This is a genomic window from Lentzea pudingi (assembly GCF_014646255.1).
Lineage (GTDB): Bacteria > Actinomycetota > Actinomycetes > Mycobacteriales > Pseudonocardiaceae > Lentzea > Lentzea pudingi.
On the sequence record NZ_BMNC01000002.1, the window covers coordinates 135079 to 156319 of the forward strand.

Annotated in this window: 24 protein-coding genes and 1 riboswitch; of the genes, 10 read left to right on the forward strand and 14 right to left on the reverse strand. The window is 69.6% G+C overall.

The features are described from left to right. Positions 1-3: 3 nt before the first annotated feature. The 5 genes from IEY88_RS06465 to IEY88_RS06485 all read right to left on the reverse strand — a co-directional run bounded on the left by IEY88_RS06465 (position 4) and on the right by IEY88_RS06485 (position 6140). Positions 4-1380 carry a cobyrinic acid a,c-diamide synthase CobB gene (locus IEY88_RS06465; RefSeq protein WP_189153712.1) on the reverse strand — a complete coding sequence of 459 codons (1377 nt, stop codon included), beginning with the start codon at positions 1378-1380 and terminating at the stop codon, positions 4-6. Beyond that, on the reverse strand, positions 1377-1991 hold the full coding sequence (gene cobO / locus IEY88_RS06470) for a cob(I)yrinic acid a,c-diamide adenosyltransferase (RefSeq protein WP_189153713.1): 615 nt from the start codon (positions 1989-1991) through the stop codon (positions 1377-1379). The genes IEY88_RS06465 and cobO overlap by 4 nt, the downstream gene beginning before the upstream one ends. A 10-nt stretch (positions 1992-2001) precedes the next feature. Continuing rightward, the gene (locus tag IEY88_RS06475) at positions 2002-3906 is read right to left on the reverse strand and encodes a putative cobaltochelatase (protein WP_189153714.1); all 1905 of its coding nucleotides are present in this window, start codon (positions 3904-3906) and stop codon (positions 2002-2004) included. A 38-nt stretch (positions 3907-3944) separates the two neighbouring features. Continuing rightward, positions 3945-4075: riboswitch (cobalamin riboswitch) on the reverse strand. A gap of 21 nt (positions 4076-4096) precedes the next feature. Beyond that, positions 4097-5059, reverse strand: a complete 963-nt coding sequence (locus tag IEY88_RS06480) for a threonine aldolase family protein (protein ID WP_229693144.1) — start codon at positions 5057-5059, stop codon at positions 4097-4099. Between the two features lie 19 nt (positions 5060-5078). Next, the gene (locus IEY88_RS06485) at positions 5079-6140 is read right to left on the reverse strand and encodes a cytochrome P450 family protein (RefSeq protein WP_229693145.1); all 1062 of its coding nucleotides are present in this window, start codon (positions 6138-6140) and stop codon (positions 5079-5081) included. Positions 6141-6201: 61 nt separating this feature from the next. On the opposite strand from IEY88_RS06485, the gene IEY88_RS06490 reads away from it, so the two are divergent. Beyond that, complete coding sequence (locus tag IEY88_RS06490; RefSeq protein WP_189154486.1) at positions 6202-7377, forward strand: 8-amino-7-oxononanoate synthase; 1176 nt, start codon at positions 6202-6204, stop codon at positions 7375-7377. Here the strand turns inward: IEY88_RS06490 and IEY88_RS06495 are convergent. Both IEY88_RS06495 and IEY88_RS06500 read right to left on the reverse strand, forming a co-directional pair. Continuing rightward, positions 7331-7789: a GNAT family N-acetyltransferase gene (locus IEY88_RS06495; RefSeq protein WP_189153715.1), complete on the reverse strand. Its 459-nt coding sequence runs from the start codon at positions 7787-7789 to the stop codon at positions 7331-7333. The two genes, IEY88_RS06490 and IEY88_RS06495, sit on opposite strands and share 47 nt — an antisense overlap. A 13-nt stretch (positions 7790-7802) precedes the next feature. Then, positions 7803-8537, reverse strand: a complete 735-nt coding sequence (locus IEY88_RS06500; RefSeq protein WP_189153716.1) for a serine protease — start codon at positions 8535-8537, stop codon at positions 7803-7805. Positions 8538-8685: 148 nt separating this feature from the next. Here IEY88_RS06500 and IEY88_RS06505 point away from each other — a divergent pair, with 148 nt between their 5' ends. Next, positions 8686-9294: a LysE family translocator gene (locus IEY88_RS06505; RefSeq protein WP_189153717.1), complete on the forward strand. Its 609-nt coding sequence runs from the start codon at positions 8686-8688 to the stop codon at positions 9292-9294. Here the strand turns inward: IEY88_RS06505 and IEY88_RS06510 are convergent. From IEY88_RS06510 to IEY88_RS06520, 3 genes are read right to left on the reverse strand one after another with little or no spacing between them, the layout of a single operon-like run. Then, complete coding sequence (locus IEY88_RS06510; protein WP_229693146.1) at positions 9291-10010, reverse strand: S1 family serine peptidase; 720 nt, start codon at positions 10008-10010, stop codon at positions 9291-9293. The genes IEY88_RS06505 and IEY88_RS06510 overlap by 4 nt on opposite strands. Positions 10011-10018: 8 nt before the next feature. After that, positions 10019-10810, reverse strand: coding sequence for a S1 family peptidase (locus IEY88_RS06515; protein ID WP_189153718.1), 792 nt, complete (start codon positions 10808-10810; stop codon positions 10019-10021). 15 nt (positions 10811-10825) lie between these two features. Further along, positions 10826-11848: a M48 family metallopeptidase gene (locus tag IEY88_RS06520; protein WP_189153719.1), complete on the reverse strand. Its 1023-nt coding sequence runs from the start codon at positions 11846-11848 to the stop codon at positions 10826-10828. Between the two features lie 69 nt (positions 11849-11917). Between IEY88_RS06520 and IEY88_RS06525 the strand changes: the two genes are divergently transcribed. The 4 genes from IEY88_RS06525 to IEY88_RS06540 are packed head-to-tail and all read left to right on the forward strand — an operon-like array spanning position 11918 to position 15894. Beyond that, a complete protein-coding gene (locus IEY88_RS06525) occupies positions 11918-12814 on the forward strand; it encodes an alpha/beta hydrolase (protein WP_189153720.1) in 897 nt (298 codons plus the stop codon). 34 nt (positions 12815-12848) lie between these two features. After that, positions 12849-14723: an ABC transporter ATP-binding protein gene (locus IEY88_RS06530; RefSeq protein WP_189153721.1), complete on the forward strand. Its 1875-nt coding sequence runs from the start codon at positions 12849-12851 to the stop codon at positions 14721-14723. Continuing rightward, a complete protein-coding gene (locus IEY88_RS06535) occupies positions 14720-15355 on the forward strand; it encodes a CatB-related O-acetyltransferase (RefSeq protein WP_189153722.1) in 636 nt (211 codons plus the stop codon). The genes IEY88_RS06530 and IEY88_RS06535 overlap by 4 nt, the downstream gene beginning before the upstream one ends. Next, positions 15352-15894, forward strand: a complete 543-nt coding sequence (locus tag IEY88_RS06540; protein WP_189153723.1) for an AAA family ATPase — start codon at positions 15352-15354, stop codon at positions 15892-15894. Before IEY88_RS06535 ends, IEY88_RS06540 begins: the two co-directional genes overlap by 4 nt. 3 nt (positions 15895-15897) lie before the next feature. On the opposite strand, the gene IEY88_RS06545 is transcribed toward IEY88_RS06540, so the two are convergent. From IEY88_RS06545 to IEY88_RS06555, 3 genes are read right to left on the reverse strand one after another with little or no spacing between them, the layout of a single operon-like run. Then, entirely contained in the window at positions 15898-16422 is a 525-nt protein-coding gene (locus tag IEY88_RS06545; protein ID WP_189153724.1) for a DUF5753 domain-containing protein, read from the reverse strand. An 11-nt stretch (positions 16423-16433) separates the two neighbouring features. Continuing rightward, entirely contained in the window at positions 16434-16739 is a 306-nt protein-coding gene (locus tag IEY88_RS06550; RefSeq protein WP_189153725.1) for a helix-turn-helix domain-containing protein, read from the reverse strand. Further along, complete coding sequence (locus IEY88_RS06555; RefSeq protein ID WP_189153726.1) at positions 16730-16924, reverse strand: hypothetical protein; 195 nt, start codon at positions 16922-16924, stop codon at positions 16730-16732. The genes IEY88_RS06550 and IEY88_RS06555 overlap by 10 nt, the downstream gene beginning before the upstream one ends. A gap of 126 nt (positions 16925-17050) precedes the next feature. Here IEY88_RS06555 and IEY88_RS06560 point away from each other — a divergent pair, with 126 nt between their 5' ends. The 4 genes from IEY88_RS06560 to srmL all read left to right on the forward strand — a co-directional run bounded on the left by IEY88_RS06560 (position 17051) and on the right by srmL (position 20430). Continuing rightward, positions 17051-17584 carry a GntR family transcriptional regulator gene (locus IEY88_RS06560; RefSeq protein WP_189153727.1) on the forward strand — a complete coding sequence of 178 codons (534 nt, stop codon included), beginning with the start codon at positions 17051-17053 and terminating at the stop codon, positions 17582-17584. A 33-nt stretch (positions 17585-17617) separates the two neighbouring features. Further along, positions 17618-18340 carry a GntR family transcriptional regulator gene (locus IEY88_RS06565; RefSeq protein WP_189153728.1) on the forward strand — a complete coding sequence of 241 codons (723 nt, stop codon included), beginning with the start codon at positions 17618-17620 and terminating at the stop codon, positions 18338-18340. Between the two features lie 41 nt (positions 18341-18381). Then, positions 18382-19230 (forward strand): patatin-like phospholipase family protein, encoded by an 849-nt coding sequence (locus IEY88_RS45260; protein WP_189153729.1) that lies wholly within the window; start codon positions 18382-18384, stop codon positions 19228-19230. 171 nt (positions 19231-19401) lie between these two features. Beyond that, complete coding sequence (gene srmL / locus IEY88_RS06575; protein WP_189153730.1) at positions 19402-20430, forward strand: PheS-related mystery ligase SrmL; 1029 nt, start codon at positions 19402-19404, stop codon at positions 20428-20430. Here srmL and IEY88_RS06580 read toward each other — a convergent pair. Next, positions 20403-21200 carry an SAM-dependent methyltransferase gene (locus IEY88_RS06580; RefSeq protein ID WP_189154488.1) on the reverse strand — a complete coding sequence of 266 codons (798 nt, stop codon included), beginning with the start codon at positions 21198-21200 and terminating at the stop codon, positions 20403-20405. The two genes, srmL and IEY88_RS06580, sit on opposite strands and share 28 nt — an antisense overlap. Positions 21201-21241 lie beyond the last annotated feature (41 nt).

Consider the following 21241-nt stretch of genomic DNA (forward strand, 5'->3'; position numbering starts at 1 on the left):
GACTTAAGCGAAGACCGTACCGTCTGCCACTCCGGCCACGAACGGGTGGCAGGCCCGCACGAACCGGGCAACGGCCTCCGGATCACCGGCCGGGTGCGTGTGGAGGTACGAGGCGTGCACGCCGCCCACCACGAACCCTTCGGCGACGGGCCGTGAGTCGACGCCGCGCCACTGCCACGCGGGCGGGGTCGAGTGCGGCGTGGACAGCTGGGTCCGGTGGAACTCGTGGCCGGTCACGCGGCTGCCCGGCGGGTGCAGCGGCGAGCTCGTGGACGCCACCGCGTCCCGGTAGCCGAGAGTCAGCTTAGGGGTCATGAACCCCTCGGCGTCGAGCACGCCGCACATCGGGTGCCCGTCGAGCGACCGCGCGAGGTACAGCAACCCTCCGCACTCGGCGTGGACCGGCGCACCCGATCGAGCGAACCGAGCCACCGCCTCCCGCAACTTCACGTTGCCCGACAGCGCTTCCGCGTGCTGCTCGGGAAATCCGCCCGGCAGGACCAGCCCAGCGGTGCCCTCCGGAAGGTCCTCGTCGTGGAGCGGGTCGAGGACGGCCACCGCCGCACCCGCCGCTCTCAGCACCTCGACGTGCTCGGCGTAGCCGAACGTGAAGGCCGCTCCCCCCGCGACGGCGACCACCGGTTCGTCCTTGACGCGTTCGACCTGCGGTTCCCACGCGGCGACGGCCATCGCGGGCACCGACTGCGCCAGCCTGCGGACCGCGTCGAGGTCGACGTGCTTGGCCACGGCGTCAGCGATCGCGTCCACCGCGGCCACGGCCTCCGGCCCGTGCTCGGCCGCCGTCACGAGCCCCAGATGCCGTGAGGGCAAGGAGAACTGCGGATCGCGCGGCAGCACGCCGAGCACGTCGAGGCCCACCTCGTCGCACGCCGACCGCAGCACCTGCTCGTGCCGTTCCGAGCCGACCTGGTTGAGGATCACGCCACCCAGCCGGACGGTCGGGTCGTAGCCGCGGAACCCGTGCAGCAGCGCGGCGAGCGAGCGGCTCTGCCCGCGAGCGTCCACGACGAACAGCACCGGCGCGTTGATCAGCTTGGCGACGTGCGCGGTCGAGCCGATGCCCGCGGTGTCGATGCGGCCGTCGAACAGCCCCATCACGCCCTCGACCACGGCGATGTCGCAGCCCTTGGAACCGTGCGCGAAGAGACCCGGGACGCGGTGCTCGCCGACCATGACCGGGTCGAGGTTGCGGCCAGGGCGGTTGGTGGCGAGCGAGTGGTAGCCGGGGTCGATGTAGTCGGGGCCGACCTTGAACGGCGCGACCCGCGACCCGGCGCGGCGCAACGCGGCCATCAGGCCGGTCGCGACGGTGGTCTTGCCGCTGCCCGAGGCAGGGGCGGCGACGACCAGCCTGTTCACCACTCGATCCCCCGCTGCCCCTTCTGACCGGCGTCCATCGGGTGCTTGACCTTGGTCATCTCCACCACGAGGTCGGCGGCGTCGATCAACTTCTGCGGCGCGTACCGGCCGGTGATCACGACGTGCTGGTGGCCGGGCCTGTTCGCCAGCACCTCGACCACCTCGTCGACGTCGATCCACCCCCAGTGCAGCGGGTAGGTGAACTCGTCGAGCACGTAGAAGCCGTGGCGTTCGGCCCGGATGCGCCGCGCGATCTCCGCCCAGCCCTCCCGCGCGGCCGAGGCGTGGTCGTCCTCGGTGCCCTGCTTGCGGGTCCAGGACCAGCCCTCGCCCATCTTGTGCCACTCGACGGCGCCGCCCTCGCCGGTCTCGTCGTGCAGCCGGCCGAGCGCCTTGAACGCCGACTCCTCGCCGACCTTCCACTTGGCGGACTTCACGAACTGGAACACGCCGATGTCCCAGCCCTGGTTCCAGCCGCGCAGCGCCATGCCGAACGCCGACGTCGACTTCCCCTTCATCTCACCGGTGTGCAACATCAGCAACGGCCGGTTGCGGCGCTGACGGGTGGTCAGGCCGTCCTTCGGCACCTCGGTGGGTTGTCCTTGCGGCACGTCAAGCTCCTTACGCGGCCCGGACGACGCCGGCGAGGTGGTCTGCGGACAGCTGGTCGAGACGGACGCAGGTGCCCTGCAGCGCTTCGGCGATCTTCTGGGCGAGGCCGAGGCGGACGTGGCCCTGTTCGCAGTCGACGACCACGACGGCCGTCTGCTCCAAGAGCCCCGCTGCCTTCAGCGCGTCCTTGGTCGGGTCGCCGCCGAGGCCGGACGACGTCGCGCGGCCGTCCGTCAGCAGCACCACCAAGGGCCGCTTCCGCGGGTCGCGCATCCGTTCGATCTCGAGGACGCGGTGGGCCTTCAGCAGGCCGTCCGCGAGCGGGGTGCGGCCGCCGGTGCGCATCTTCTTCAGGCGCGTGGCCGCCGCGTCGACGGACGTGGTCGGAGGCAGGGCGACCTCGGCGGTCTGCCCGCGGAACGTCACCACGCCGACCTTGTCCCGGCGCTGGTAGGCGTCGCGCAGCAACGAGATCACCGCGCCGCTGACCGCCGACATCCGCTTCTGCGCCGCCATCGAGCCGGAGGCGTCGACGACGAACAGGACGAGGTTCGACTCCTTGCCCTCCCGCACGGCCTTGCGCAGGTCGGCGGCGGTGAGCAGCAGTCCGGGACCGCTGCGGCCACGTGCTGCCTGGTGCGGCGCGGCGTTCGTCAGGGTGTCGACCAGGTGGATCCCGTTGCCGTCCACTGTGGACGAGCGGACGATCCGGCCGGTGCGGGCACGGGCCCGGGAACGCTTGCCCGGTGCGCCCTCGCCGACTCCGGGGACCTCCAGCAGCCGCGCCTTGAACGCGGGCGCGGGCTCCGGTGCCGGACGGTCCCGGGGCGCGTTCCCGTTGCCCTTCGGGCCGTCCTGCGGTTCGGGCAGCTCGCCGCCGCCGGGACCGTCGTCGTCCGGGCCGTCGTCGGGATCCGAAGCGTGCTCGGCAGCCTGGCGCATCGCGTCCTCGAGCTGCTGCTCCTCGATGCCGGGCTCGTCGAACGGGTCGCGGCGGCGCCGGTGCGGCAGGGCGAGCCTGACCGCGGTCTCGACGTCCTGCTCCTCGACCTCCGAAGCACCTCGCCACGCCGCGTGGGCGGTGGCGGCACGGGCGACGACGAGGTCCGCGCGCATGCCGTCGACCTCGAAAGCCGCGCAGACGGCGGCGATCCGGCGCAGCTCTCCGTCCGGAAGGGACACTCCCGGCAGCTTCGAGCGCGCCTCGGTGATCTGCTGCTTGAGCTCGGCGTCCGCGCCGGCCCACTTCGCCGCGAACGTCACGGGGTCGGCCTCGTAGGCGAGCCGGCGCCGGATGACCTCGGTGCGCACGCCGACGTCCCGCGCGGCCTTCACCGCCACGGTCAGCCCGAACCGGTCGAGCAGCTGCGGCCGCAGCTCGCCCTCCTCCGGGTTCATGGTGCCGACCAGCAGGAACTGGGACGGGTGCGAGATCGAGACGCCCTCGCGCTCGACGTGCGCACGGCCCATGGCGGCGGCGTCGAGCAGCAGGTCGACCAGGTGGTCGTGCAGGAGGTTGACCTCGTCGACGTAGAGCACGCCCCGGTGCGCCGCGGCCAGCAGGCCGGGCTGGAACGCCCGCACGCCCTCGGTCAGCGCCTTCTCCAGGTCGAGCGACCCGACCAGCCGGTCCTCGGTGGCGCCGACGGGCAGCTCCACGAGCCGGGCAGGCCGCCGGTCGACGCCCTCGTGCGGTGCGTCGGGGCAGTCCGCGGTGCCGGGCACGCAGCCGAACCGGCAGCCGTGGGACACGTCGAGCTCGGGCAGCAGCGCGGCGAGGGCGCGCACGATGGTCGACTTCGCGGTCCCCTTCTCGCCGCGGACGAGGACGCCGCCGATGCCGGGGTGCACGGCGTTCAGCAGCAGGGCCAGCCGGAGGTCGTCGTGTCCGACGACAGCCGAAAAGGGGAACATGCTCGGCGATGTCCTTTCCTCGGGTGTCCACGCCCGTGGTGAGGTGAAGAGGGGGACGAGTTCCTGACTCCCGACACGCGGTCGGTCACAGTCGCGGGACGGCGCCGGAGTCACACCGGCTTCCTCGCACTCCCCTCACAGCCCCGGCATCGTCGCACTTCGCACGGCCGGGTCCAACAGCCACGTCGCCCTAGACCCGGCTGAGGAACTCCTCCCAGGCCGCCCGGACCTCGTCCGCCGTCCACTCCAGCGCGGGTTCGGCGATCGTGACCTCGGTCTTCGCGAGCGTCCCGTCCCGCCAGAACCCGCCGAGGAACTTCCCGCTCACCTCCTTGAGGTGTGCGGGATCACCGGGCAGGTGCAGCGCGAACTGGTGGGTGTGCGGCTCGGGCAGGCCCATGGCGGCGGCCACGACCTTGGCGTGCTCGACGTACGCGCCGAGCCTCGGCAGCACGGTGTCCAGGCCGTGCAACGCCGACAACGCGGCCGGCCACTGCTGGAACAGCATGCCGCCGTACCGGTGCCGCCAGACCCGTGCCTGGTCGACGAAGTCCTGGCTGCCCGCGAGCGCCGCGCCGGAGATGCCCTCCAGCGACTTGTAGAACGACACGTAGACCGAGTCGAACAGGCCCGCGATCTCCTCCAGCGGCTTGCCCAGGCCGTACGTGCTCTCCCACAGCCGCGCGCCGTCGAGGTGCACGACCGCGTCCCGTTCCCGGGCGAGGTCGACCATCGAGGTCAGCTCGTCCCAGGCCGGCAGCACGAACCCGGCCTCGCGGTCCGGCACTTCGAGCAGGAGCGTGCCGAACGGCTCGGGGCACGAGCCGATGTCGGCGTTGCGCACCTTGATCGGCCGCAGACCGGACAGCACGGTCAGCGCGTCGTCCTCGTGGTGCAGCGGGTGCGCCTGCGGGTGCATCGCGACGATCGGGTTGTGCGTGCGGTCGGCCCAGCACTTCAGTGCGATCTGCTGCGCCATGGTCCCGGTCGGCACGAACAGCGCGGCCTCGGTGCCCAGCAGCTGGGCCACGCGGCTCTCCAGCGCGCCCACCGGGCCGCCGTCGCCGTAGCGGTCGGGGTCGACGTCCGGCACGGGGCCGAGCGCCTCCAGCAGCGTCTTCTTGCGGACTCCGGAGAGCTGACGGTTCAACACCCCAGCATCAAACCTCAGGTCAGCGGCTCACGGCCACCGACTTCGGCGCGCGGAACGACAGCAGGTTCAACCACTCCGGATCCGGACCGACGAGATGCAGCGACGGCTCGTGCTCGGCCACCGTCCGCAAGGTCACGACGGCTTCCAACCGGGCCAGCCCGGCACCGAGGCAGAAGTGGCGGCCGTACCCGAACGCGAGATGCCGCGAATCGGTTTCCTTACCGCTCAACAACAACACGAGCTCCGCACCGGCAGGCACGTGCACACCGGACAACACCACGTCACGCGCGGTCAGCCGCCGCCACGTGACCACGGGCGTCTCGGTCCGCAGCACGTCCTCGATGAACACCTCGGCCACGCCCGGCTCGGGCAGCCGGGCCCACAGCGAACGGTCCTGCAACGCGCGGCGCAGCGCCGTGGACAACAGCTGGGTCGTCGTCTCCTGGCCCGCGATCAACAGGAAGTAGCAGAGGCCCGCGGAGTCCTCAGCGGACACCCCGGCGTCGGCCAGCGCGCAGAACAGCCCGCCGTCCCGCGCGTGGTAGCGCTTGATCAGCCACTGGTGGAAGTCGCCGACCTCGTCGACCAGCTCCAACTGCCGTTCGCGGGTGATGTCACCCCAGAAGAACTCCAGCGAGCCGGAGCTCCACCGCTTCAATGTAGGAATGTCAACATTCGGACAATCGAGCAATTCCATCAGCACGATCGCGGGCAGGTCCCACGCCAGGTCGCGCACGAGATCCGCGCCACCCAGCCGTTCCAAAACGAGGGACCGGATGCGAGGCTCCGCAGCGGCAACGCGAGCGGGTGTGAAGAACGACGCCACGAGCCGCCGCAGCGAGGCGTGCGACGAGGACCCGTTGTTCGCGAGCGTCGGCGGCAGCGAGAAGCGGGCTCGGACCAGCGACCGCAACGCCGCCGGGGCCACCAGCGTCACGGCGGTCAGCGCGTTGTCGGGCAGGTACGTCACCGGATCGGCCAGCACGGCACGCACGTCGTCGTAGTCGGACACCACCCAGCGTCCGCCGGCGAACTGCACCGGCGAGGTGAGTTCGGCGCGCGTGAAGGTGAACAGGTCCACGAGCGGCACGCTAGCGGGCGGATGGGAGACTCGGCCGGTGACCGTGAGCACAACTGAGGCGATGTCCAGCGACGGTGAACCGACGCTCGACTGGATCGACGTCCGTTCTGAAGCGCGAGCCAAGGCCGGTCTGACCCGGCGCCTGCGGCCGCGCACGTCGAACTCGACCGACCTCGACCTCGCGAGCAACGACTACCTCGGTCTCGCCAAGGACAAGCGCGTCGCGGGTGCCGCGGCCGCCGCCACGCTGAAGTGGGGCGCGGGCTCCACGGGGTCGCGCCTGGTCACGGGTTCGACGGAGCTGCACGCGGAGCTGGAGTTCGAGCTCGCGAACTTCTGCGGCTCGCAGTCGGCGCTGGTGTTCAGCAGCGGGTACATGGCGAACCTCGCCGCGGTCACGGCGCTGACGGGCCCCGGCACGGCGATCGTCGCCGACCAGCACATCCACGCGTCGCTGATCGACGGCACGCGCCTGTCGAAGGCCGACGTCGTCGTCGCGGACCACTGCGACGTCGGCAAGGTCCGGCACGCGCTCGAGACGCGGGGCAAGCGGCGCGCGATCGTGGTCACGGACTCGGTGTTCAGCGTCGACGGCGACATCGCCCCGCTGAACGAACTGCACGAGGCCTGCCGCGCGACCGGCGCCGCGCTGGTCGTGGACGACGCGCACGGACTGGGTGTCGTCGGCCCCGGTGGCCGGGGCGCGGTCGCGCAGGCGGGCATCATCAAGGCGCCGGACGTGATCACCACGCTGACGCTGAGCAAGTCCCTGGGCGCGCAGGGCGGCGCCGTGCTCGGCCCGAGCCGGGTGATCAAGCACCTGATCGACACCGCGCGTCCGTTCATCTTCGACACGGGCCTCGCCCCCAGCAGCGCGGCGGCGGCCCTCGCGGCGATCAAGATCCTGCGCGAGGAACCGGACCGTCCCGAGCGGGCGCTGACCGTGGCGCACGACCTGAGCAACCGCCTGAAGGAGGCCGGTTTCCAGGTCAGCACGCCGACCGCCGCGGTCGTGAGCGTGCGCGCGCCCAGCCCGGAGCAGGCGTTCCAGTGGGCCGAGACCTGCCGCACGAGCGGTGTGGTCGTCGGCTGCTTCCGGCCGCCGTCGGTGCCGGACCAGATCAGCAGGCTGCGGCTCACCGCGCGCGCCGATCTGACCGAGGCCGACATCGAGCGCGCGGTGCGCGTGATCAGGGAGAGCGCCGCATCCGCAGGTGTGGGATCCCGTCCTCGATGAACTCGGCGCCCTCGGCGACGAACCCGAACGACGCGTAGAAGTCGGCGACGTACGTCTGCGCGTCGAGCACTGACGGCGTGGCGCCGATGTCCGCGAGCGCGGCCTGCATCAGGCGACGGCTGTAGCCGCGGCCGCGGGCCATGCGCGCGGTGACGACGCGTCCGACGCGGAACGTGCCGTCGGGTTCCTCGAGCAACCGCAGGTACGCGAGCGGATCGTGCGATCCCTCGGCCTCCAGCCAGAAGTGCCGTGTGCCCTGCTCGAGATCACGGCCGTCCAGGTCGGCGTAGACGCAGTTCTGCTCGACGACGAAGACCTCCTGGCGCAGCCGCAGGATCGCGTAGAGCTGGGCGGGACTCAGGTCGAGTCCCCACTGGCGGCGCAGGGTGGCGGGAAACTGTGTGGTTCGCACCTGGTCGTGGATATCAGAAGCCCAGCGTCTGCCGGTAGTTCGCGAGCCGGGTGTAGACACCGGGTTCGTCCGGCCGAGCGCAGCCGCGGCCGAACGACACGACGCCCGCGAGCCTGCCGCGCACCACGAGCGGACCACCCGAGTCGCCCGTGCAGGCGTCCCGGCCACCGCGTCCGGCGCACAGCATCGCGCCCGGCCGGTAGTCGGGTTCCTTCGACAGGCACTCGGAGTCGGTCAGGATCGGCACCGTCACCTTGCGCAGCGACAGCGCGGGCGGGGTGTTCTCGGCGGTGCGGCCCCAGCCGAGCACGACGCCGTCGTCCCCGACCTCGCCGAGCGCGATCGTCCGGTACGGCACCTGCCGGGCCAGCGTCAGGACCGCCACGTCGTCGCCCTTGGTGACCTCGACGTAGTCGGGGTGGCGCCACACGCCGGCGACGGCCGCCTCGACGCCCTCGCCCTTCTGCCGCAGGTCGGTGCGGCCGGCGACCACGCGCAACTGCTCGGCGGGGCGCTGGTTCTTGCCGAGCACGCCCTTGAGCGTCACGCAGTGCGCGGCCGTCATGACCTTGTCCGGGGCGACGAGCGCGCCACCGCAGATCAGCTGACCGTCCGTGGTGGTGATCGCCACAACCCACGGGGTGTCCGCCACCCGCGCGGGTGTCCCCCCAACGATCGCATCGGCGGACGTCGCACCGCTGACCAGGGCGATCACCGCCACCAGCACGGCAAAACGCTTACCCCTCACGGACCACTCCTCGTTGCGCCAGGTGGACGATCGGTCACCAACGGTAGCGATCGCGCTAGGACGGCGTCAAAACCGGAGATTTTCGTGTTAATGTCCCGTCAGACCGGAGAACTTGCGGTCTGATACTTAGATCACGGGGGTATGTACGGTGTTGTTCGACTTCGGCCAGGTTCCGGCCTTCCTCATCGCGTGCGCGGTCGTCATCGTGACCCCCGGCGTGGACGCGTTCCTGCTCCTGCGCACGTCACTGCGGTCCGGCACCCGCGCCGGACTGCTCGCGCTGGGCGGCATCCACACGGCCGCGGCGGTCCAGGTCGCCCTGGTCATCTCGGGCCTCGGGGTGGTGCTCGCGCGGTACCCGATGGCACTCACGGCGTTGCGCTGGATCGGCGCGGGCTACCTGCTCTACCTGGCGATTTCCATCACTCGCGGGCTGATCAGGCGCTCCGGCGGAGAGCCGGAGGAGGTCATGAGCGCGCGGCCGTTCCGGCAGGGCTTCCTGACCAACATCACGAACCCGAAGATGATCCTGTTCTCGCTGGCGTTCCTGCCGCAGTTCATCGGATCGGGTGAACCGGCGCCACAGCTCACGATGCTCGCGGTCGTGTTCCTCGGCCTCGCGGCGGTCTGGGAGCTGATGATCGTGCTGGCGGCGTCCCGCGTGGCCGGGAAGCTCAAGCGGCCGGGCGTGACGACGGCGCTGGACGCGGTGTGCGCGGCCGTCTTCCTGACGATGTCCGTGGGGCTCGTGCTCTAACGGAGGTACGTCGCGACTCGCGTGTAGACGCCGGGCATGTTCGGACGCGCGCAGCCAGTGCCCCACGACACGATGCCCGCCAACCGTCCGTCGATGACGAACGGGCCGCCGGAGTCGTCGGTGCACGCGTCGATCTCACCGCCGGGGTAACCCGCGCAGAACATCGACCCGGCGTCGAACTGCGGGTAGGTCGCGGCGCACTGCTCGTCCGGCACGATCGGGAGGTGCGCCTTGTGCAGCAACGGACTCTTGTTCGTGTCGTGCTCGGCCTGCCGCCCCCAGCCGTACACGGCACCGACGCTGCCGCCCATGTACGCGGTGGACGCGGCGATCGGCAACGGCCGGTACGGCATCGGCTCGGAGAGCGTCAGCACGGCGATGTCCTTGCCGCTGGACGGTGCCGTGTAGCCCTCGACCAGGCGGAAGGCCGCCACCAGCGAGGTGGAGCCGCCGCCGGTGCGCAGGTCGAGCCGGCCGCCGACGGCGACGATCGAACCGGGCAAGCGGCCGTGGACGCAGTGCGCCGCCGTGGCCACCTCATGCGGCCCGACGAGCGCTCCACCGCAGAACTGGTGGCCCTGGGGTGTTGTGAGAGCGACCATCCACGGCGCTTCTTCGGCGTCGTCCACCACGACGCCGCCGACGATCCTCGGGTCGGCGTGAGCCGGGGTCACCGTGCTCACGAGCAGAGCCAGAACCGCCGCCAGCAGTCGCATGCTCCCCATCAGCGCGCAGAGGCCTCCGGGTCGACAACCCCAGGCGGCGAAGCATCCACGATCGAGTGAAGTTCTTTGGCGTAGCGGGAGATCCGGACGTACACGCCCGGCTTGTTCCTGCGCGCGCAGCCCTCGCCCCACGACGTGACGCCGACGAGCTTGCCGTCCGCCACGATCGGGCCGCCCGAGTCGCCCTGGCAGGTGTCGACCTTGCCACCCTTGAAGCCCGCGCAGAACATGTCCTCCTCCACGAACTGCGGGTAGGTGTCGACGCAGAACTCGTTCGGCAGCACCGGCACGGTGGCCTGCAGGAGGTAGCGGGACGTCTTGCCGTTCTCGGACGTCCTGCCCCAGCCGAGCGCGCTCAGTTTGGTGCCGGGTTCGTAGAGGGCCTGGTCGGACGGCTCGGCGAACGGCAGCGGGGTGTACGGCAGCGCCTGCTTGAGCGTCAGCACCGCCACGTCCTCGCCCTCGTCGGCCGAGACGTACCTGCTGTGGATCCAGATGTCGGTGACGGTGGCCACCACTCCGGACTCGCGGTCCAGCTTGTCCTCACGACCGGCGACGACCCGCAGGTCTCGCGGCGAGCGGCCGAGCGCGCAGTGAGCGGCGGTGAGCACCTTGGACGGCGCGACGATCGTGCCACCGCAGAACTGGGCGCCCCGGTCGTCGACCAGGTAGACGACCCACGGACTGGCCTCGATGGACGCCCGCTCACCGCCGACGATGCGCTCGTCGGCGGCAGCGGTACCCGTTGTGGCGAGCAGAGCGGAGAGAACCAGCACCAGGAGTCGTCTCATGACTCCAAATGGTAGCTACTCAGCTGGTCCATTCGGCGCAACCTTGCTCCAGATCTTTCCTGCGGCGCCCATGACCGACTCGCCGATGTCGTTGATCGTCTTGATCAACGGGTCGGCGGAGTTGTTCATCGACTCCTTGTACGACCGGGCGGCGCCCTTGATGTCGTCGGTGAGGTTCGTCGTCGGCCGGTCGTCCTCGCGCCGCGCGTACGTGCCCGTCAGGATCTCCCGGTACTCCTCGCTCGCCGACCAGCGCTGCAGTTCGGCGGCGCGGACCACGACCAGGGGGTGCGTGCGGGTCTCGGTGTGCAGGAGCTTGAGGATGCTGTCGCGGATGTCCTCGACCTCCTCGTACTCCTTGGCCTGGGCGAGGAACGACGCGATGTCGACCTGCCCGCCGAGGTCACCCGCGAGCGCGAGGTGCGTGCGCAACGCGGCCTGCGGGTCCTGGCAGGCCAGCAGGCCCGCCCGGTCGCAGGACAGCTCGGTCTTGCGCTGCCACTCGCGCAACGCCGCGATGACCGCGCGCATGGCGATCGCACCGGCCGGCACCCACGCGAACGACGTCGTGAGGTCGACCAGCCTGCGCAGCAGCGTGTTGTAGAGCGCGTGGCCCGACATCGCGTGGCCCATCTCGTGACCGATCAGGAAGCGCAGCGACTCGTTGTCGAGCAGGTCGACCGAGCCGGTGCTGATCACGATGAACGGTTTGTCGATGCCATAGGTGTAGCCGTACGCCTGCGCGTTGCGCTCGACGAAGAGCTCGGGCACCTCGGTGAGGTCGAACGCCGCCGCCACCTCGTTGCGGATGCGGTCGAGCTGCGGGTACTGCTTGGGACCCACCCGGACGGACGACGCCACCTGGAGCAGGCGCTCACCCCGCTCGGTGAAGGCTCCGGCGACCGCCTTGAGGATCGGTGCCACGGCGGGCACCGCCCTCAGCACCGCGAGGGCGCCTCGGTCGGCGGGATGCTCGTAGGCGCGCGGGCTGATGCCCGGGAACCGCACCCTGGATGACTGTTCGATGTCCCCCGTCATGTCCCCAGGTTAGACACGATCCGGACAAGGCTGCACGGAATCGGCGCCAGACCGTTGCAAACTTGCGCGGTGAGCAGCGACGAAGACACCACGGTTCTGCCCTTGCGCGGCGGGGCCTCAGCGACCCTGGTCCGCCGCCGCGCGGTCGCCAACGACCGCGGCGCGATCCTCTACGTGCACGGCTTCGCGGACTACTTCTTCCAGGAACACGTGGCTGAGCACTACACCGCCCAGGGCTACGACTTCTACGCCGTCGACCTGCGCGGATACGGCCGGTCGCTGCGGGACGGCGAACTGCCGAACTACACGACCGACATCGCGGTGTACTTCGAGGAGATCGACGCCGCGATCGCCGTCGTTCGTGAAGAACACTCGCGGGTGGTCCTCATGGGTCACTCAACGGGTGGCCTCACGACGTCGCTGTGGGCGCACGAACGGCGTTCCGACGACCTCATCGACGCGTTGGTGCTCAACAGCCCGTGGCTCGATGTCGTCGAACCGCCGTTGATGCGGCAGGTCGTGAAGCTGATCGGCGGCCTCGCGCCGAAGGTGAAGATCCGCGCGAACCTCGGCGACGCGTACGGGGCGGCGATCCACAACTCGCGCAACGGCGAGTGGGACTTCGACCTGAAGTGGAAGCCGCTCGCGGGCTTCCCTGTGCTGGCCGGGTGGATCCGGGCGGTGCTGGTGGCGCAGGAGAAGGTCCACAAGGGACTCGACGTGCGGGTGCCGGTGCTGGTGCTGCACTCCGACAGGAGCATGCTGAACGCTCGCGAGTGGAGCGAGGACGTCTCGAAGGCGGACGCGGTGCTCGACGTCGCGGGCATGCGCAAGTGGGGCCCGAAGCTCGGCACGTCGGTCAAGGTCGTGGAGATCAAGGGCGGCATGCACGACCTGTTCCTGTCGCCTGCGCCAGTGCGTGCGGCGGCCCTCGCCGAGGTCGACGAGTTCCTGAAAACAGCTTGACCTCGTTGTAGGTCGAGGTTCGAGACTGGTCGTCATGAACATCGACTTCAACGCCTGGTACGCGCTCGAAAGCGCGATGCAGGACGAGAAAAGCCGTCGCGTGAGCCGGGCGACGTTGAAGCGTGTCGCCCGGTTCGCCCACCCTCAGCGACGGGCCGTGTACTTCCTGCTGGCCACCAGCTCGGTCGCGGCCGTGCTGGCCGTCGCCTCGCCGGTGCTGGCCGGACGGGTCGTCGACACCATCATCGGCGGCCGCGACTACGGACTGGTCGTGTGGCTCGCGCTGGCGATCGCCGGCGTGGCAGTGCTGGAGGCCGGGTTCTCGCTGGTCGAGCGGTGGCAGTCGTCGCGGGTCGGCGAGGACCTGATCCTGCGGCTGCGCCAGGCCGTCTTCGACCACGTGCAGCGGATGCCGATCGCGTTCTTCACCCGCACGCGCACCGGTGCGCTGGTGTCGCGGCTGAACAACGACGTCATCGCGGCGCAGCGGGCGTTCTCCGAGACGATCTCCGGGGTCGTCACGAACGTGATCGCGCTGATCCTGACGCTGATCGTGATGCTGACGCTGTCGTGGCAGGTCACGGTGCTCGCGATGGTGTTGCTGCCGATCTTCCTCATCCCCGCGCGGCGGATGGGCAAGCGTTTGGCGTCCATGCACCGCGAGGCCGCGAACCTCGACTCGGCGATGACGACCCAGATGACCGAGCGGTTCTCCGCGCCCGGTGCGACGTTGATCAAGCTGTTCGGCCGGCCCTCCATCGAGAGCGCGGAGTTCGGCTCTCGTGCGAAGCGTGTGCGCGACATCGGCGTGCGGACGGCCGTGGCGCAGTGGCTGTTCCTCGTCGCGTTGACGCTCGTGTCGTCGTTGGCGCTGGCGCTGGTCTACGGGCTGGGCGGGTACTTCGTCTTCGCCGGGCAGATGGCGCCCGGCACGATCGTGACTTTGGCACTGCTGCTGACGCGCCTGTACGCGCCGTTGACGGCGTTGGCCGGCGCACGGGTGGACGTGATGACGGCGCTGGTGTCGTTCGAGCGCGTCTTCGAGGTGCTGGACCTGCCACCGCTGATCAAGGAGAAGCCCGAGCCCGTCACCGTTCCCGACGGTCCGGTGGAGGTCGAGTTCTCGGACGTGAAGTTCGCCTACCCGTCCGCGGACAAGGTCTCGCTGGCGTCGCTGGAGGAGGTGGCGTCGCTCGACACCCGTGGCGGCGAGGAGATCCTCGGCGGGATCTCGTTCGTCGCCGCACCGGGTTCGCTGATCGCGCTGGTCGGCGCGTCGGGTGCCGGCAAGTCGACGATCGCCTCCCTGCTCCCCCGCCTCTACGACGCGGACTCCGGCTCCGTCCGGCTGTCCGGTGTGGACGTTCGTGACCTGTCGTTCGACTCGATCCGCGAGACGGTGGGCATGGTGACGCAGGACGGGCACCTGTTCCACGAGTCGATCGGCGCGAACCTCCACCTCGCCGCTCCCACGGCCACCGACGAGGAGATCTGGGACGCGCTGACCCGTGCCCGCCTCGCGGACCTGGTGGCGTCGCTGCCGGATCAGCTGGACACCGTCGTCGGCGAGCGCGGCTACCGCCTCTCGGGTGGCGAACGGCAACGGCTCACGATCGCGCGGCTGCTGCTGGCCAAGCCCCGCGTGGTGATCCTGGACGAGGCGACCGCGCACCTGGACTCGCGCTCGGAGGCCGCCGTGCAGGAAGCACTGGTCGAGGCGCTGGCGGGCCGCACGTCGCTGGTGATCGCGCACCGGCTCTCGACCATCCGGGCGGCCGACCAGATCCTCGTCGTGGACAGCGGGCAGATCGTCGAACGTGGTACGCATGAGACGTTGCTGGCTCGCGAAGGCCACTACGCGAAGCTGTACCGCACTCAGTTCAGTGAAGAGCCGATCGGAGCACCGTGACCATCCCCTCACCCGACAACCTCTACCCGTTGCCGGACTACGCGCGCACGGTGCTTTTGAGGCCGCTGGTGAAGAACCCGCAGATCGAGATCGGCGAGTACACCTACTACGACGACCCGTTGCACGCCACGGAGTTCGAGCAGCGCAACGTGCTCTACAACTTCGGCGCCGAAAAGCTGGTCATCGGCCGTTACTGCGCACTGGCCGAGGGCGTGCGGTTCATCATGTCCGGCGCCAACCACAGCATGGCGGGCGTGTCGACGTTCCCGTTCACGATCTTCGGCGGCGTCTGGGGCGAGAAGACGCTCGACATCGCCCTCGGCGCGCCTTCCCGTGGCGACACGGTGGTGGGCAACGACGTCTGGATCGGCTACAACGCCCTGATCATGCCGGGCGTGCGGATCGGCAACGGCGCGATCATCGCCGCCGGCTCCGTCGTCGTGTCGGACGTCCCCGCGTACGGCATCGTCGGCGGCAACCCGGCGAAGCTGCTTCGCACGCGGTACAGCGAGTCGGATGTCGAACTGCTGGAGCGCATCGCCTGGTGGGACTGGCCGGCGGAGAAGGTGACAGAGCACGTCCGCACGATCATGGCCGGCACCCCCGCCGACCTCGCCGAGGTGGCCGGGTGAAGGCACTGCTGATCACCGGCCCGGTCGGCGTGGGCAAGACGACGGTCGCCGAGGAGGTCGGCTCACGCCTCGCCGCGGCCGACGTCCCGCACGCGCTGATCGACCTCGACTGGCTGTCCGCCTGCTGGCCAGCGCCTTCTCAGGACCCGTTCCACTTCGAGCTGCAACTGCGCAACCTCGCGGCCGTGGTGCGCAACTACGTCGAGGCGGGCGTGCACCGCATCGTGCTCGCGGGCGTGGTGGAGAGCCGGGCCGACCGCGAGCGGTACGCCGAGGTCATCGGCGCGAAGCTGAACGTCTGCCGGCTGAAGGCGGACCTGTCCGTCGTCCACGCGCGGCTCGCACGGCGGCACCACGCCGAGGCCGACCTGCGGTGGCACCTCAACCGGGCCGAGGAGCTGGAGATGCTCTTCGCGGCGGCGTGGATCGAGGACTTCGTGGTCTCCGCCGACCAGCCGGTGGCCGAGGTGGCGCAGGACGTGATCTCGTGGTGGCTGGCGGCGGAACGGCTGCCGATCGAGCCGGTGGCGTCGGAGTGAGTATCAGCTGATTCGCGCACCAAGGGTCTCGTACGAGCGAAGAATCAGTGCTTTGGACGTGTCCTCGTCCAGAGCACTGTCGTCGAGCGCACGAACGACCCTTTCATAGCCCTCGATCGCGTCATCCGCCTCGACGAAGAGGCTTGAGTTCTCGGTCTCCACCCACACCAACGGCTGATGCCTGCTGAACGTCAACCACGTGAACGGCCCAGCCAGCCCGGCATGCGCGCCGCGGGCCGCGGGCACGATCCGGATCCTGACGTTCGGGCGGTTCGCCATGAACATCAGATGCAGCAGCTGCCCCGCGTGTGCTTCAGCACCACCGACGGGAAGGCGCAGCGCCGACTCGTGAATGACGAAGGTGCATGACATGCCGTGCTGAAGGAACATCTGCATCGCCAGCCGCGCCTGCACACGCTCCTCCAGTTCATCCGGTAAAGCCGCACCCAGCACCTCGCGCATGTAGTCAGCCGTCTGCAGAAAGAGCGGCACCATGTGCGTGTGCCAGCACGTCATCGCCGTGGCCACCTTCAGGTGCTCTACGACTGTGCGAAGCCCGACAGCGAGCACGCGCCGTGCTGCTGCCACCATCCCGAGACGTTCTTCTCGCAGAAGAGCGAGAGCAGACGCGCAACCTCATCGGCTTCTACTCGGCAGACTCCCAGCAACAGTGCGACTTCGACCTGGCTGGCACCGCCTTTGCCATTCACAAGATTCGAGATCTTGGCTTCGTCCCAGTCAAGGATTTCGGCGGCGTGGCGCGATGCGAGGCCCGCAGAAACGAGTGCCTCTCTCAGCGCCGCACCGAACTCGCGACCGCGCACGGTCGAGACTTTCATCGGCATGCCCACCTCCCGATCTCAGCGCGCCCCGCAACCGCCTGACGGAACACCAGCAGTCCTTGCATCGCGGCGTTGGCTTCTTCGCAGTCCAGCGCCGACGTGACCACCACCGCAGCTCTGGCCAGTACCGCGACCTGCGCACGAGTCAGATTCACGACAACCGGGACCACGTCCTCAGCACGCGCCATGGTCAGCTCCCTCCACCCGACCAACCTTACTGCGATATCCGAAAGGTAGCAATCTTGGCGCGACGTGGCCTTGCTGCTTTACGACTAAGGTCAATGGTCAAGCCACCGGACCAGGGGGATCGAGCGATGACGAACGCCAGCCCGTGGACGAGCGTCTCGATGCCGTACGTGAGTGGCCAGCGCGGCGACGCGTGGGGTGCCGAGGCTGCCGCACACGGCGGCACCGGCACCCAGAAGTTGCTCGGCGTGGAGGAAGTGCCCGCCCCAGCGGTCGTCGCTCACATGCTCGGCCTGGCCGCTGACGATCCGGTGATCGTGAGACGTCGGCTGATGCTCTTCGACGACCACCCCGTCGAGATCACCGACTCGTACTACCCCGCGGCCATCGCCCGGAGCACCCGGCTCGCGGAGGCTCGCAAGATCCCCGGCGGCGCGGTCGCCCTCTTGGCAGACATCGGCCATCGGCCAAGTCACGTCCGCGAGGACGTCAGCGCGCGGCTGGCCACCCCGGACGAACAAGCCTTGCTGCGACTCGGCGTCCAGTCCTGCGTGTTGCTGCTCGCACGCACGCTGTTCGCCGAGAAGGATCTCCCCGTCGAAGCCAGCGTCATGACGATGACGGCGGACGGGCGGCGGTTGCGCTACGAGCTGACGCCTTGATCTCCACGACGACCTGCCAACGAGGAGCCGGTTTTGCCCCGCGCACGTGACCTTCGGCCCAGACACCAGCAGATCGCGGCAGATCTGCGCGATCTCATCATGCGCGGCGACCTGGGCCCAGGCACGCAACTGCCGTCCACCTCGCAGCTCGTCGCGCAGTACGGCGCAGCGAACGCGACGATCCAGCACGCGCTGAAGTCTCTGAAGGACGAGGGTTTCCTCGACAGCCGCGTCGGTAAGGGCGTCTACGTTCGTGACCGGCAGCCACTCGTGGTCGAAGCCGCCTCCTACATCCCACCCGCACCCGGCCGGTTCCGCTATCAACTGATCGCCGTCACGACCGCGGTACCACCGGCGGACGTCGCTGACGGACTGCGACTTGATCCAGGCGCGACAGCGGTCGTGCGCACGAGGATCCTCTTCCACGACGACCAGCCGGTGGAGTTGTCGGCGTCGTACTACCCCGCCGACATCGCCGCCGGCAGCGGACTCGCGAAGCCCGCGAAGATCCGCGGCGGAGCACCTCAGGAGCTCGCGGAGCTCGGCTTCCCGCAGAGGACCTTCGTCGATCGCATCTCGGCGCGTCCTCCGACCGTGGAGGAAGCCGAGTCCCTCGACCTTCCCGACGGGACGCCGGTGATCCGGCAGCTTCGTGTCGTCCACAGCGACGGCGAGCGACCCGTCGAAGCGTCCGTGCTCATCAAGGGCGCGCACCTCTACGAGCTTCTCTATCGCCAGACCGTGGCGTCCGAGTGAACGTCTTGAGCACCTCGCCCTGACCGCGCGATCATGGGCACATGGAGTACGACCGCTACTGCGACCTGACCATGCGGGGCGGCACGACCAGCGGTGTCGTGTACCCGCTCGCGGTCGCCTCGCTGGCCCGCCACTACGAGTTCAAGCAGATCGGTGGCGCGTCCGCCGGGGCCATCGCCGCGGGGTTCACGGCCGCGGCCGAACGCGGGCGTGCGTCCGGTGGCTTCGAGAAGCTGGCCGGGTTGATCACGTGGTTCACGTCCGGGTCGGGTGCCGAGCGGTGGCGGATGGCGCAGCTGTTCCAGCCCGCCGAGAAGACGCGGGCGCTGTACCGGATCGTCGTGGCGTCCATGCAGAAGCGCGAGACGACGGGGCGCAGTGCGGTCACGTGCCTGTTCTTCGCGTTGCTCGGGGCGGTGGGGTTGCGCGCCAAGGCCGTGCTGGCGCTGATGGCGTTGTTGTGGCTGGGTGGGCCCGTGCTGTACTCGGCGTGGCTCGCTCCGTCGGCCTATCCGGGCTGGCTCGCGGTGACCGTCGTCGTGGTGGCGCTGGCGTGCCTCGTCACGGTGTTGTGGCCGTTGCGGTCGAGTTTGCCCTGGCCCGCTTGGGTGTTCGCGATGATCCCGCTAGTGCTCGGACTGGCGTTCAGCAGGCACTACGCGACCGCGGCGATCGTGCTGCTGGTCTGGCTGGTGCGAGTTCTTCTTGGGCGCCAACGGTTCCGACACGAGCGCGAAAGCTGGAGACACGCTCGGTTGCGGCTGCCCGACAGGTTGCTGCCCAGCGGGCTCCTGAGTCGGTTCGGTCATAGGTCTCGCCTTTGCGGAGGAGGTCATGTGCACGAGCAGCCGGCTTGCCCGGTGATTCGGAGACCTGTCACCACGCGTTAACAGGTTGAAGGTTCCGTCACCCGATCGGAGCTATCGCCTTGACCGCGCGCGCTAACCTGGTTCCGTGACGCGATTTAGCCACCCCCGACCCGCGTGGGTGGCGCGCGCCTGAAATTCCCGTTGGTCGGGGGACTCCGCACCCCAGCACCGACCAGCAGAACGGGAATCCCCATGTACCGCACCGAAGAACTCGTGCACGCCCTGAACGTCCGCGATCTCACCGATCCCGCGCAGGGCCCGCACGCGTTGCAACTCCTGATCGCCGACCTCACAGCCGTGCTGGACGGCCCGCGGGAGGTCCGCCACCACCCGCTCGTCCCGATCGAGCACAACTACGAACACCTCGGCTACCCAAAAGACGCGATCACCCGGGACGCCCGTTACACCAGGTACGTCAGCGAGACGTGCATGCTGCGCAGCCACACCTCGGCGATGATCCCGCCCGCGCTCAAGGACGCCACCCCGGACGTGACGCTCGTCTGCCCCGGCCTCGTCTACCGCCGTGACACGGTCGACCGCCTGCACACCGGCACACCGCACCAGCTGGACGTCTGGCGGATCAGCACCGTAGAAGAACCGCTGGACGACCTGATCCACCGGGTCGTCACCACGTTGCTGCCCGGTAAGCGTTATCGCACAACAGATGCCGAGCACCCGTACACCACGCACGGCAAGCAGATCGACGTGGAGCACGACGGCGAGTGGGTCGAGATCGGCGAGTGCGGACGGGCCGCGCGGCACGTCATCAAAGACCACCCGCACGGCCTCGCGATGGGTCTTGGTCTGGACCGGATCCTCATGCTGCGCAAGGCGATCCCGGACATCCGGCTGCTGCGCAACGCAGACGAGCGCATCGCGGCGCAGATGCAGGACCTCACCGAGTACCGCCCGATCTCTCGGCACCCGGCCGCGATCAGGGACATCTCGATCATGGCGGACGAGCACGAGGACGTCGAGACGCTCGGCGACCGCATCCGCGCGCTGGTGCCCGAGGACGTGATCGAGGAGATCGAGATTCTCAGCGAGACGACCGCGGAGGATCTGCCCGAGCACGTCCGCGAGCGGCTGGAAGCCCAACCCGGTCAGAAGAACGTGCTCCTGCGCGTGACGATGAGGGCGCCGGAACGCACCCTCACCGACCGCGAGACCAACGAGATCAGGGACAGGCTGCTTCAGCTCTTGCGGCCGACCGCGCCGTAGATGCCGATGTGGGCGTCGTCGAAGGAGTCCGGGCGCCAGTCGTTGACCGCGACGACGCCCGGCTCCAGCACCTCCATGCCCTCGAAGAACCTGGTGACCTCGGTGTGCGTGCGCATCGTGAGCTTGTTGTCCGAGTTGCTGTAGATCTGGGCGACCTGACGCGCCTCGGCGAGTTCCTGCTCGGACAGGGTGTCCCAGGTGGCGTGGGTGATGGCCAGGTACGAACCGGCCGGCAGCTCGGCCATGTACTGGGCGATGGCCTCGTACGGGCTGTCGGTGTCCGGGACGAAGTGCAGCGCGGCGATGACCAGCACGCCGACCGGGCGGGAGAAGTCGAGCGTCTCGCGGGCGCCGTCGAGGACCGCGGAGGTCGCGCGCAGGTCGGCGAGGATCGCGGTCGCGTTGGGGTTGTCGGCGAGCAGCGCGTTGCTGTGCGAGACGGCGACCGGTTCGAAGTCGACGTAGACCACGCGTGCGTCCGGGTTGTCGTGCTGGGCGATCTCGTGGACGTTGCCCACGGTCGGGATGCCGGAGCCCAGGTCGAGGAACTGGTCGACGCCCTGCGTCATGAGGTGGCGGACGACCCGGCGCAGGAACGAGCGGTTCGCCTGCGCGCTCTGGGCGACGCCGGGGAAGATCTGCTCCACCTGCTTGGCTGCGGCACGGTCGGCTTCGAAGTTGTGCGAGCCGCCCAGGTAGTAGTCGTACATCCGCGCCACGCTCGGGCGCGTGACGTCGACCGTGGACGGGACCCACTTCAGCTCTTCCATCACGTGCGCATCCTCCGTTGTCGCCGCACGGGTGTCCACCG